Source organism: Kitasatospora sp. NPDC004799 (assembly GCF_040609095.1).
Classification (GTDB): Bacteria; Actinomycetota; Actinomycetes; order Streptomycetales; family Streptomycetaceae; genus Kitasatospora.
In genome coordinates this window covers 1-12530 of the sequence record NZ_JBEXJK010000248.1, presented here as the reverse complement: position 1 = coordinate 12530, position 12530 = coordinate 1, and the positions used below count along the sequence as shown (strand labels likewise).

Below are 12530 nucleotides of genomic sequence, written 5' to 3'. Positions count from 1 at the left end.
GGGACTGGGTGGTCTTCGCCGCCCCGCCGCCTCCGGCCCCGGCGGTCCCGCCGGCCCCGGCGGCCCCGGCGGCCCCGGCGGAGAACCGGCCGCGGCCGGACCGGCCGGCCGGGGCCCGACCGGACTCCGCCGACTCCGCCGACTCCGCCGCGAAGGCGGGCCCGGCCGGATCGGCGGCCCGGCCGGCGCCGGACTTCTTCCTGAATGCGGGCTTCTTCATCGCGGGTCAGCTCCCCGAGCCGTGCTGGTGCGGACGGTAATCCCCAGAGGAGTGGCCGGTGCCGTTGGGGTCGTTCGGGTCGTAGTAGGGCTCGCCCTGCTGCTGGCCGGGCAGCCAGGGCTGCTGCTCCGGCTGCGGCGGGTGTCCGTCGTACCCGTGGGCGTCGTAGCCGTACGGCTGCTGCTCGGGCCGGTACGGCTGCTCGTAGCCCTGCGGCCGGCCGCCGTCGTAGCCGTGGGCCTCGTAGCCCTGGCCGTCGTACCCCTGGCCGCCGTACGGCGCGGCGACCGGCTGCTGGGCCGCGTACTGGTCGTAGCTGTACGGGTCGGCCTGCTGGTACGCCTGGTACGGGTCGGTGTACTGCTCGGCGTCCTGGACGGCGGCGGCCGCCTGGACGGCCCCGGTCATCGGCTCACCGGTCGGCTGCGCCGGGATCGGGCTCGGCCGGTCGTACACCCCGGTCTCGTCGGCACCGCCCTCGGCGCCCTCGGTGCCCTCGCCGCGCTCGGCCATCCGGCGGGCCCGGCGGCTGCCGGGGGCAGGGGCCTGCGCCTGGGCGGCGGCGGCCAGCGCGGCGGCGGCGACCACCTCCTCGGGCAGGTCGTCGTCCTTGTGGCTGCGGCGGCCGGGCAGGGCCAGCACCAGGATGGTGAGGCCGAGCAGCACCTGGGCCCAGATCCAGCCGGTGTGGGCGGCGCCGCCCTCGCGGGTGACGCTCAGCTTCCCGCCGGCGGCCGGGAGCTTGAAGCCCTGCGCCCAGCCGTCGACCGTGGTGGGCTCCAGCGCGGTGCCGTCCACGGTGGCCCGCCACTGCGGCGCGGCGGACTCGGCGAGCCGCAGCACCCGGCCGTCCGGGCCGGCCGGGACGGTGGCGGACAGGTCGCGGGCGCCGGACGGCACGACCACCGGCTTGGCCCCCGGGGCGGTGATCACCGCACGGACCGCGGGGGTGCCGTTGACCTGCCAGAGCGCGGCGGCGCCGTCCTGGTTGGCCTTGACCAGGCCGGGGGTGGTGTCCAGGACGTCCTTGAAGGCGTCGATCACCGGCTGCTGGACCAGCACGTAGGCGATGCCGTAGCCGGCCAGGGCGCTCGCCTGGTCGGCGCCGGAGCCGGCCAGCAGGCTGCCGACCATCTTGTTCAGGCCGTCCTGGGTTCCGGTCGCCGGGTCGACGGTGGACTCGGCCTGGCCGAGCGTCAGACCGGCGCCGCGCAGCACGGTGTAGCGGACCGAACCGCCGCCCTTCTCCCCGGTGACGACCAGGGTGCGGGCCCGGTCGGTGGTGCCGGCCTCCTCGGCGATGAACGCGGGGACCTGGTCGGACCCGCCGCGGTGCAGCGGACCGCCGGCGCCGGTCAGCGCCCACCACAGTCCGGTGCCCAGCGGGGCCAGCACGGCCGCGGCCACCACCAGGGCCGCCACCGGCTGGCGCCAGCCGAAGGCGATCCCGGCCACGCGGGCGTTGGCGCCGTCGGCGCCGATCGCGGCGGCGGCCAGCAGGGCGATCCCGGCGATCAGGGTGGCCGGGCCGGCCCAGGCGGGCACCGCCGGGCCGCCGGAGGCCGGGGTGACGGAGGTGCCCGCCACCGCGACCGAGAAGACCAGGCCGGCGGCGGCCGCGCCCCAGGCCGCGAGCACCGCGCGGCGGCGGTCGGCGCGCAGCAGCGCGGCCAGCGCGGCCAGCACGACACCGGCCGAGAGCCAGATCGGCGGCACCCCGGCGCCGCCCGGGTTGACCAGCAGCAGGCCGGCCGCGCTCGCCCCGGTGCCGTGCAGGCCGGGCAGCCCGGCCTCCAGCAGCAGCCACTGCGGGTGCGACAGCACCTTGAGCGACCACGGGGCCAGCACCGCGACCGGTACGGCCAGGATCACCAGCACGCGCAGGCCGAGCAGCCGCAGCGCGCCGACGCCGGTGCCGAAGGCGCCGCCGCGCAGGATCGCGACGACCAGCGTCGCCAGGCAGAGCGGCACCGCGAGCGCCCAGGTCAGCGGGACGAAGGCGGTGGCCAGGGTGAGCAGCAGGACGGTCATCCAGACCGGGCGCCAGCCCGGCCGGGCGCCCTGGGCGGCGCTCTCCTCGCGGATGCCGAGGCCGGCCGCGACGGCCGCGGCGCGGGCCAGCGGCGGCAGCAGCACGGCGAGCACGGCGGTGCCGATCCGGCCCTGGGCGAGCGCGCCGGTCGCCGCGGGCAGCAGCGCGTAGGTGGCGCTGGCCCAGGCGCGGACCAGCTTGGAGTCCAGCAGCGGCCGGGACACCAGGTAGGCGCTGACCGCGGACAGCGGGACGGCGAGCACCACGAGCAGGGTGAGCGCGAGGTCGGCGTGGTCGAACAGCAGCCAGGAGAGCACCGCGAGCACCCCGAGGTACGGCGGTGCGGCGGCGGTGGAGCCGGTGCCGACCGGGTGCCAGGCGTCCGCGTACATCGACCAGAGGCCGCCGGCCCCGTCGGCCGCGGGCAGCAGGGCGCCGCCGAACAGCGCACCGCTGCCGAGCAGGCTGCGGCAGGCGACCAGGGCGAACACCAGCAGGGCCGCGAACAGCACCGGCGCCGGGCGCCGGGCGAGCTTCTTGAGCAGCGCGAACTGCTCGACGACCAGGTCCTCGGCGTCCTCGTCGCCGCCGGCCTCGACCGAGCCGTGCCGGCCGGTGTCGTCGCCGCCCCCTATCCCGAGCGAGCCGATGACGCCCTCGACCGCCAGCCGGGTGGTGGCGCCGGGGGCCGGGAAGAGCGTGCGGTCGTCCAGCGCGTCCGCCGCCCGGGACCGGGCGCGGCGCTTGCGCGCGGCCAACAGCCGTGGGAAGCGGACGAGTTCGTGGCCGAGCCCGGCGAGTTCGTCGAACGCCTGGCGCGGGTCCTTGCCGAGCAGGTTGGTGACGGCCCGCAGCAGGGTGCCGAGCACCAGCCGCAGCAGGACGTAGGGGAAGAGCGCGCCCTTGGAGTTGGCGAGCAGGGTGTAGACGGCGCCGGCCTTGTCCACCCGGTGCGGGTGGGCGGGGCCGCAGTCGATCGCGCGGCGCTCGCGGGCGGCCGCCTCGGCGTGCCGCAGGACGGCGTCGGGGGCGACCACCACCCGGTGGCCGGCGGCGTTGACCCGCCAGCAGAAGTCGGTGTCGTCCCGCATCAGCGGCAGGGCCCGGTCGAAGCCGCCGAGCTCCTCGAAGACGTCCCGGCGCACCAGCATGCCGGCACTGGAGACGGCGAGCACCGGGCGGACCTGGTCGTGCTGGCCCTGGTCCTGCTCTCGGCGGTCGAGGCCGGTCCAGCGGCGGCCGGAGTGGGCGATCGTCACGCCGACTTCCAGCAGCTGGCGGCGGTCGTACCAGCTGCGCAGCTTGGGGCCGACCACGGCGGCGCTGGGGGTGGAGTCGGCGACCTGGAGCAGCCGGCGCAGCGCGTCGGTCTGCGGCTCGCAGTCGTCGTGCAGCAGCCAGAGCCACTCGACCGGCTCGGTCTCGCGCGGGCCGCCGCGGCCGAGGTCGTCCTCCTGGGCGAGCGGGTCGCCGAAGTCGTCCCAGCCGCCGGTGACCGGGTCGTAGCCGGAGGGGTCGAGCCGGTACGGGAGGTCCTCCGGGCGCAGCGGCGCGCTGCCCGACACGGCCTCGCCGACGGCGGTGCCGAAGCCGGTCCGGCGGCCGAGGACCAGCGGGCCGCTGTCGGGCAGCCAGTCGGCCAGGGTGTCCGCGAGCAGTCGCGGAGAGTTGTCGGTGGATCCGGTGTCGACCGCGAGGATCCGCTGGACCTGGCGGTCCTGACCGAGCAGGCCGGCCAGGGCCTGCGGGAGCCAGCGGGCGCCGTCGTGCGAGACGACCACGGCGGTGACCAGGTGGCGCGGGTAGGCGGGCGGCCGGGAAGCGGTGAAGCCGCTCTGGTGGCTGTAGACGGTCATCGAGTGCGCGGGCCCCAGTTCTCGGTGGACACAGCCGGTGAACGGCAACCGGATGGCGCACCACACTAACGGCTCCGGGTGGCCGCTTCGTCCGGGGTGTGCGTGCGGAGGCGGTGAAGGGTGCTCCGGGAACACGAAAGCGCCCCACCGTCGCGGTGAGGCGCTCGTACGGCCGTGCGGCCGTCCGTCGTTGGCGAAGGGTCAGCGGGGGCCGGGGCCGCCCGGTCAGACCGCGCTCTTCTTGAGCCGACGGCGCTCGCGCTCGGAGAGGCCGCCCCAGATGCCGAAGCGCTCGTCATTGGCGAGGGCGTACTCCAGGCACTCGGAGCGGACCTCGCAGGCGAGGCAGACCTTCTTGGCCTCGCGGGTCGAGCCGCCCTTCTCGGGGAAGAAGGACTCGGGGTCGGTCTGGGCGCACAACGCGCGCTCCTGCCAGCCGAGTTCCTCCTCCTCCTCCGCGATGCCGTCCCCGATCAACAGCTCAAAGAGCTCGCTCATGTGGCGCGCCTCCTCTGCCCCTACTTGGCGTCCCCGTGGTTGCCGTTGCCTCGTGCGGCTGACGACACGAGTGAAATTACAGTTGCGTCACTCTGGCCCAGTCAAGCCGAGCTCTGGTATTGGGGCCGGGATTCACTCCCTGGCACCAAGCCGTTACGAATAGTGTACATATTCGGACACATCGGACCTTCTGCCTCAAGGTCCTGAACGGTGCCGAACCATCCGCAACCATTCACCAGGTGACGCACGGTCACCGCCACAGGCCGGTCATCGGCCTGCCTTCCCGGCGATCTTCCCATCGAAACATAGAGAGTGATGAATCACCCCATCAGGGCAAGATCCGGACCTAACCCACCCGAATGCCGCACGCGGTGGTTTGACACGGCCCCGGCGGATGCGGTCTCCTTTCCCCTATGTCAGAGTTCGCCAGCCCCCGGAGCGGTTCCGCCCTCCGCCGTGCCGTGAACTCTTGTTGTCGCCTCTGTTCCTGCTGTATCTAGGCGCCCGCGTCCCACCGCGCGCCGCCCCCAGGAAGCACAGAGGCCGCCCGCGATTCCCGCCCCAGGACATCCCGGAGCCGGCTGATCCCGACGCCCAGCCGACCCTTCCGAGGACGACTCCCGTGCGCATGATCCGCATCCGCAAGCGGAACCGCGACCGCAACAAGCTCGCCCGCCGCGGCCCCGCCGCCGCCCGTACCGGCACCGTCCGTACCGGCACCCCCGCCGACGCCCGGACCCGCCAGTGGGCCGACGGCCTCAGCGACGTCTCCATCGCGGGCGACCCGCTCGCCTTCCCGCACCTGGCCCGCACCGACCTGCCGACCCACCCCAGCACCGTCGCCGAGTACGCCCGGCTGGTGCGCGAGATCGCCGCCGACCGCGCCCGCTGGGAGCCGCTGGTCCGCTACGACGCGCTGACCCGCTGGTACGCCCGGCTGGAGACCGGCCCCGGCTACGAGGTCTGGCTGCTCAGCTGGCTGCCCGGCCAGTCCAGCGGCTTCCACGACCACGGCGAGTCCTCCGGCGTGATGAGCGTCGTCCAGGGCGAGCTGATCGAGCGCTCCCTCACCCACGCCGGCGAGAAGGTACGTGTGCTGCGACCCGGCGGGATGGGGGTCCCCCCGGCCGGAGGCTGGGGGAGGGTGTTCTCCTCCGGCTACCTGCACGAGGTCGTCAACGGCGCGCTCGAACCCGCCGTCTCCATCCACCTCTACGCCCCGGGCCTGACCGAGATGAACCAGTACGGCGCCACCGCCGTCCCGGAGCAGCACCCGGAGCCCCAGGCGGAGCGGCAGGCGCAGGCCGGGTCGCACTGATCACGGGCTGACGGGGAGTCGGACCGTGGCAGGATGAACCCCATGCGCATCGTGGCACTGGCAGGCGGAATCGGCGGAGCGCGCTTCCTGCGCGGGCTCCGCGCGGCGGTCGGACCGCAGGACGAGATCACCGTCATCGGCAACACCGGCGACGACATCCACCTCTACGGCCTCAAGGTCTGTCCCGACCTCGACACCGTGATGTACACCCTCGGCGGCGGCATCCACGAGGAGCAGGGCTGGGGCCGCACCGACGAGACCTGGTCCATCAAGGCCGAGATGAAGGAGTACGGCGTCGGCCCCGAGTGGTTCGGGCTCGGCGACCGGGACTTCGCCACCCACCTCGTGCGCAGCCAGATGCTCACCGCCGGGTACACCCTCAGTCAGGTCACCGAGGCGCTGTGCGTGCGCTGGAAGCCGGGCGTGCGGCTGCTGCCGATGAGCGACGACCGGGTCGAGACCCACGTGCGGATCACCGACGAGCAGGGCAGCCGGGCGGTCCACTTCCAGGAGTACTGGGTCAGGCTGCACGCCGAGGTGGACGCCGAGGCGATCGTCCCGGTCGGCGCGGACACCGCCAAGCCCGCCCCCGGCGTGCTGGAGGCGATCGCCGAGGCGGACGTCATCCTCTTCCCGCCGTCCAACCCGGTGGTCTCGATCGGCACCATCCTCGCCGTGCCCGGCATCCGGGAGGCGGTCGCCGCCGCGCCCGCTCCGGTGGTCGGGCTCTCCCCGATCATCGGCGGGGCGCCGGTGCGCGGCATGGCCGACAAGGTGCTCGCCGCCGTCGGCGTCGAGGCCACCGCGGAGGCGGTCGCGCTCGACTACGGTTCCGCGCTGCTCGACGGCTGGCTGGTGGACACCGTGGACGAGGCCTCGGTGGCCGCCGTCGAGGCCGCCGGGATCGCCTGCCGGGCCGTCCCGCTGCTGATGACCGACGTCGAGGCGACCGCCGAGATGGCGCGCACGGCGCTGGCGCTGGCCGAGCAGGTGCGCAAGTGACGCTGGAGATCCTCGGCGTCGACGGGCTCCCCGAGATCGAGGCCGGGGCGGACCTGGGCGAGCTCCTCGCCAAGGCCGGGACGTACCGGGACGGCGACATCCTGCTGGTCACCTCGAAGATCGTCAGCAAGGCCGAGGGCCGGCTGCTGCACGCCGCCGACCGCGAGGCCGCGATCGACGCCGAGACCGTCCGGCTGGTCGCCCGGCGCGGGCCGGTCCGGATCGTCGAGAACCGCAACGGCTTCGTCATGGCCGCCGCCGGGGTCGACGCCTCCAACACCGCCCCCGGCACCGTGCTGCTGCTGCCCGAGGACCCGGACGCCTCCGCCCGGGCGCTGCGGGCCCGGCTCCAGCAGCTCACCGGCCGACGGCTCGCCGTCGTCGTCACCGACACCTTCGGCCGGCCCTGGCGCAACGGGCTGACCGACGTGGCGATCGGTGCCGCGGGGCTCTCCGTCCTGGAGGACCACCGGGGCCGCACCGACGGGCACGGCAACACGCTGGAGATGACCGTCACCGCGACGGCCGACGAACTCGCCGCCGCCGCCGACCTGGTGAAGGGCAAGGCCACCGGCGTCCCGGTGGCGGTCGTGCGCGGACTCGGCCACCTCGTCATCGCCGAGGACGGCGAGGGCGTCCGGCCGCTGGTCCGGCCCTCCGTGGACGACATGTTCCGGCTCGGCACCTCCGAGGCGCTGCGGCAGGCCGTCACCCTGCGGCGCACCGTCCGCTCCTTCACCGCCGAGCCGGTCGACCCGGCCGCCGTCCGCCGCGCCGTCGCGGCCGCCGTCACCGCGCCCGCCCCGCACCACACCACGCCGTGGCGGTTCGTGCTGCTGGAGTCGGCCGACACCCGGGTCCGGCTGCTCGACGCGATGCTCGCCGCCTGGCAGCGCGACCTGCGCGAACTCGACGGCTGGGACGAGGAGAGGATCGCCCGGCGCACCGCCCGCGGCGACGTCCTGCGCGACGCCCCGTACCTGGTGGTGCCCTGCCTGGTGACGGACGGCTCGCACGACTACCCCGACCCTCGCCGGGCCGCCGCCGAACGGGAGATGTTCACCGTCGCCGCCGGCGCCGCCGTGCAGAACCTGCTGGTCGCGCTCACCGGCGAGGGCTACGGCTCGGCCTGGGTCTCGTCCACCATGTTCTGCCGCGACACCGTCCGCGCGGCCCTGGACCTCCCGGACGACTGGGACCCGATGGGCGCCGTCGCAATCGGCCGCCCCGCCGAACCGCCCAAGGCCCGCCCGGAGCGCAGCGCCGACGCCTTCATCGAGGTGCGGTAGGGCGTCGGCCCGACGGCCCGGGCCACCGCGGTCAGCGGTGGCGGTGGTCGTTGGGGGTGAGGCGGGGGCCGTAGCGGGGGGCGCGGGCGCCGGTGGCGGCCAGCAGGCGGCAGACGCGGTGGCGGTGGGGACGGTAGGGCTCCAGCAGCGCGAGCATCTGGGCGTCGTCGCTGCGGGCGCGGCCGGCCAGGGCCCAGCCGACCAGATTGGGCAGGTGGAAGTCCCCGACCGAGACCGCGTCCGCGTCGCCGTTGCTGCGCTGCAGGGTCTCGGCGGCCGTCCAGACCCCGATGCCCGGGACGGCGGTGAGCCGGGCGAAGGCCTCCTCGTGGCCCATCGCCGAGGCCTCCTCCAGCCGCGGCGCCAGCCGGACCGCCCGGACGACCGTCGCGGACCGCTTCGGGTCCACGCCCGCCCGGTGCCACTCCCAGCTCGGCACCAGCGCCCATTCGCGGGCCGACGGCGCCACCCGCATGCCCTCGGCCGGGCCCGGCGCCGGCGTGCCGAAGTCGCGCAGCAGGGTGCGCCAGGCGCGGTAGGCCTCGTCCGTGGTGACCTTCTGCTCCAGGATCGCCGGGACCAGCGACTCCAGCACCAGGCCCGTCCTGGCCAGCCGGACCCCGGCGGTGCGGCGCTGGGCGTCCCGCAGCGGGCCGGGCGGCAGCACCAGCGCCTCCGGGGCGTCCTCGGCGCCGAGCAGGACGGGGAGGCGGTCGAGCAGCCAGTCCGCGCCCGGGCCCCAGGCGCTCGCCTCGACCTCGCCGGCGGCCGGACGCGGCAGCACCCGCAGGGTGCCGACGCCGGCCGGGGTGCGGGAGGCGCGCCAGACGGCGCCGTCGCCGGTGCTGCGGTACGCCGGGTCGGCCGGGCCGCGGCGCAGCGGGAGCAGGGTGCGGGCGACGTCCAGCGGGAAGCCCGGGCGCCAGCGCCGTACCGCTTCCACCGCTGCCACCTCCCTGTGCCGCCTCCCTGAGCCGTCTCCGGATATGAACGATACGCGGAGGGTCGGACAGCCCGGCGGGGCGGCGGGCGGGCGCGGGTCAGCGGGCCTGGAGGCGGGCCGCCGCGGTGCGCAGCTCGGGCAGCCGGGCGTACAGGGCGGTGCCCGGGCACTCGGTGGCGAAGCCGTCGCGGTGGCCGGAGACGGCGTCGAACTCGACGGCGGTGCCCTTGGGGTAGCGGCTGGCGTCCGAGGAGGAGACGAGCGTGGTGCGGCCGTCGGCGGGCTGGGCGGTGAGGCCGAGCTTCCAGGCGGCGAGGGCGGCGAGGCCGTCGAGGAGGGGCCGGGGCGGCCGGTCGTCGACGTAGGTGCCGATCGCGGCGACGCCGGAGGAGTCGGTGTTGAAGCCGAGGGTGTGGGCGCCGTGGACGGGCTGGTCGACGCCGCCGGCCCGGCCCTCGTAGACGGTGCCGCAGCGGTCGACCAGGAAGTTGTAGCCGATGTCCCGCCAGCCGCTGGTCTGCACGTGGTACTGGTAGATCGCCCGGATCACCCGCGGTGCGTCGGCGCAGGCGTAGTCGGTGGCGGTGGCGGTGTGGTGGACGAAGACCGCGCGGACCGGGCCGGTGTACTCGAGCTCCGGGTCGCGCAGGGACTCGTCGGCGCCCCAGCCGGCCCGGGTGACGATCCGCGGGCGCGGGGCCCGGCCGTCGGCGGGCCCGGCGAACGGCCCGACCGACGGTCCCCCGGACGGCCCGAACGGCGGCGTCGGCGGCCCGACGGGCGGCTCCGCGGGCAGCGTCCGGACGCCCGCGGAGGCCGCGCCGGGCCCCGGGTCGACCAGGTCGAGCCGCAGCCCGGACGGCACTCCGGCGGGCCCGGGCCGGACCTCGACCGCGACGCCGTCGCTGCGGCCGGTCCACAGCGGGGCGGTGGCGCCGTGCGCCACCCGGTCGGGCCCGTCCTGGGCGTCGGCCTCCAGCCGGTGCCAGCCGCTCCACCGGCCGGTGCCCGCGTCCCGGGTACGGACCCGGACCACCGCGCCGGCCAGCGCGTCCGCCGGGCCGTCCCAGCCGAGGCCGAGGAGGTCGAACGGCGCGGTGCCGCGCGGGGCGAGGACGGCGCCGGCGGGCAGCGGGAGCGTGGTGGTCGAGCCGCCGCCGGCGACGTCACGGCGCTGCGGGGCCGGCGAGGGGGTCGCGGTGGCGGCGGGCTGGAGGAGCAGGGCGGCGGTGCAGCCGGCGAGCAGGGCGGCCGGGAACGAGAGGCGCATGAACCGGATCGTCGCCGCAAACCGGGCCGCCCGCCACGCCGCCGCGCACCCGTTCGGCCGCCCCTCCCGGCCTCCCGCCCGAAGGCCTTAGGCTGGGGCGCACCATGACTGCGCCTTTCGCTGCCGATGCCCGCACCCCCGTCGAGCTGCTGCACGCATTCCTGCGCGGCGGCACCCCTTCGGTCGATCCCGCGGCCCCGCTGGTCACCTTCTACGACGACGCCACCGGCGAACGGGTGGAGCTGTCCGCCCGCACCTTCGACAACTGGGTGGCCAAGACCGCCAACCTCCTCCAGGACGAGCTGAACGCCGGCCCCGGCGACCGGGCGGCGCTGCTGCTGCCCGCCCACTGGCAGAGCGCCGTCTGGCTGCTGGCCTGCTGGTCGGTCGGGGTGACGGCGGTGCCGGGCGGCGACCCGGCCGCCGCCGACCTGGTGGTCAGCGGCCCGGACGGCCTGGAGGCCGCCCAGGCCTGCGAGGGCGAGCGGGTCGCGCTCGCCCTGCGCCCGCTCGGCGGGCGCTTCCCGCAGCGCCCGGACGGCTTCCTCGACTACGCCGCCGAGGTGCCCGGCCAGGGCGACCGCTTCGCGCCGTACTCCCCCGTCGCCCCGGACGGGCAGGCGCTGGAGACCGCGGTGGACGGGCTGCCACTGAAGCTGACGGGCGAGCAGACCGTGGCACTGGCCCGGGAGGGCGCCGTCCGGCTCGGCCTGCAGCCCGGCGACCGGGTGCTCTCCACCCTCTCGTTCGACGACTGGACCGGCCTGGAGGCCGGTCTGCTGGCGCCGCTGGCGGCCGGCGCCTCGGTGGTGCTCTGCCGCAACTCGCAGGCGCTGGAGGCCGCCCAGTGGGAGAAGCGGGTGGAATCCGAACGGGTGACACTGCGCCTCGGCTAACCCCCGAGCGGGGCCCGGCGGGTAGGGATCCCTGCCATGGCCGAGGACACCGAGCACCCCCCGACCGCCACGCCTCCCCCGGGGGGCACTCCCCCCACGGACGCTCCCCCGAGCGGGACCGGACGCCCGCGACGGCGCCGGCGGTGGTTGATGATCACCGCCGGCGCCGTCGCGTTCCTGCTGGTCGCCACCGGGGCGCTGCTCTGGATCGCCTACCGCACGCTGGACGGCAACATCCGCACCGACTCGGCCACCGACCGGCTGCTCGCCAAGCTGGAGGCCGAGCGGCCGAGCCGCACCGCCGGGGCCCGGGGCGCCGAGAACATCCTGCTGATCGGCAGCGACGACCGCTCCGGCGCGAACGGCTCGTACGGCGGCGAGGCGGGCACCCAGCGCTCGGACACCACGATCCTGCTGCACCTGGCCGCCGACCGGCGGCACGCGACGGCGGTCTCCGTCCCGCGCGACGTCATGGTCACCGTGCCCGCCTGCGAGCGGCCGGACGGCACCCGCAGCAGGCCGGCCCTGATGCAGTTCAACCGGGCCTTCGAGACGGGCGGTCCGGCCTGCTCGATCCGGACCGTCGAGCAGCTGAGCGGCATCCGGGTCGACCACTACGTGATCCTCGACTTCAGCGGCTTCAAGACGATGGTGGACACCATCGGCGGGGTCGAGGTGTGCGTGCCGCAGCCGATCCACGACAAGGACGCCAAGCTCGACCTGCCCGCCGGCCGGCACACCCTGCGCGGCGAGCAGGCGCTCGGCTACGTCCGGGTCCGGGAGAGCCTGGGCGACGGCAGCGACACCCAACGCATGGGCCGCCAGCAGCAGTTCCTGGCCGCGCTGGTCCGCAAGGTGCAGTCGCAGGGCGTGCTGCTGAACCCGGCGAAGTTGTGGCCGGTGCTGGACGCCGCGACCTCCTCCGTCCGGGCGGACGGCGGGCTGTCCTCGCTCGGCGCGCTGTACGGCCTCACCCAGGATCTGCGCGGCGTCCCCTCGGCGGACGTGGTCCTGCTGACCGCGCCGCGCCGCCCGTACCGCTACGACTCGGACCGGGACGAGTTCGTGCAGCCGCAGACCGGCCAGCTGTTCGCGGCGCTGCGGGACGACCGGCCGGTCGCCGTCCGGCCGCCCGGGTCCACGCCCGCGCCGGGGGCGGCGCCCGGGGCGAGCCCCGCCGCGGCGGCCGGTCCGCGGCCGTCGGCC

Annotated in this window: 10 protein-coding genes; 5 read left to right on the top strand and 5 right to left on the bottom strand. The window is 76.0% G+C overall.

Features of this window, described 5'->3' with window-relative positions; translation table 11 throughout:
- From ABZW03_RS26835 to ABZW03_RS26825, 3 genes are all read right to left on the bottom strand, one after another.
- Nucleotides 1-220, bottom strand: a 220-nt coding sequence (locus ABZW03_RS26835; protein WP_355263306.1) for a hypothetical protein, incomplete at its 3' end; no start/stop codon positions are given.
- Nucleotides 221-226: 6 nt separating this feature from the next.
- A complete protein-coding gene (locus ABZW03_RS26830; protein ID WP_355263303.1) occupies nt 227-4108 on the bottom strand; it encodes a glycosyltransferase in 3882 nt (1293 codons plus the stop codon).
- A 225-nt stretch (nt 4109-4333) separates the two neighbouring features.
- Nucleotides 4334-4606, bottom strand: coding sequence for a WhiB family transcriptional regulator (locus tag ABZW03_RS26825; protein WP_063349134.1), 273 nt, complete (start codon nt 4604-4606; stop codon nt 4334-4336).
- 622 nt (nt 4607-5228) lie between these two features.
- Here ABZW03_RS26825 and ABZW03_RS26820 point away from each other — a divergent pair.
- From ABZW03_RS26820 to ABZW03_RS26810, 3 genes are read left to right on the top strand one after another with little or no spacing between them, the layout of a single operon-like run.
- Nucleotides 5229-5924 carry a cysteine dioxygenase family protein gene (locus ABZW03_RS26820; protein ID WP_355263299.1) on the top strand — a complete coding sequence of 232 codons (696 nt, stop codon included), beginning with the start codon at nt 5229-5231 and terminating at the stop codon, nt 5922-5924.
- A 42-nt stretch (nt 5925-5966) separates the two neighbouring features.
- On the top strand, nt 5967-6926 hold the full coding sequence (cofD, locus tag ABZW03_RS26815) for a 2-phospho-L-lactate transferase (RefSeq protein WP_355263297.1): 960 nt from the start codon (nt 5967-5969) through the stop codon (nt 6924-6926).
- Nucleotides 6923-8215 (top strand): coenzyme F420-0:L-glutamate ligase, encoded by a 1293-nt coding sequence (locus ABZW03_RS26810; RefSeq protein WP_355263294.1) that lies wholly within the window; start codon nt 6923-6925, stop codon nt 8213-8215. The genes cofD and ABZW03_RS26810 overlap by 4 nt, the downstream gene beginning before the upstream one ends.
- Nucleotides 8216-8246: 31 nt before the next feature.
- Here ABZW03_RS26810 and ABZW03_RS26805 read toward each other — a convergent pair whose 3' ends face one another.
- Together ABZW03_RS26805 and ABZW03_RS26800 are read right to left on the bottom strand one after the other, a co-directional pair.
- Nucleotides 8247-9167: a DNA-3-methyladenine glycosylase 2 family protein gene (locus tag ABZW03_RS26805; protein WP_355263291.1), complete on the bottom strand. Its 921-nt coding sequence runs from the start codon at nt 9165-9167 to the stop codon at nt 8247-8249.
- 88 nt (nt 9168-9255) lie between these two features.
- Entirely contained in the window at nt 9256-10428 is a 1173-nt protein-coding gene (locus tag ABZW03_RS26800) for an N-acetylmuramoyl-L-alanine amidase (RefSeq protein ID WP_355263289.1), read from the bottom strand.
- Nucleotides 10429-10532: 104 nt separating this feature from the next.
- Here ABZW03_RS26800 and ABZW03_RS26795 point away from each other — a divergent pair, with 104 nt between their 5' ends.
- Together ABZW03_RS26795 and ABZW03_RS26790 are read left to right on the top strand one after the other, a co-directional pair.
- Nucleotides 10533-11324, top strand: coding sequence for a TIGR03089 family protein (locus ABZW03_RS26795; protein WP_355263286.1), 792 nt, complete (start codon nt 10533-10535; stop codon nt 11322-11324).
- A gap of 150 nt (nt 11325-11474) precedes the next feature.
- Nucleotides 11475-12530 (top strand): LCP family protein (locus tag ABZW03_RS26790; RefSeq protein ID WP_355263283.1); only part of this gene is annotated, 1056 nt, incomplete at its 3' end.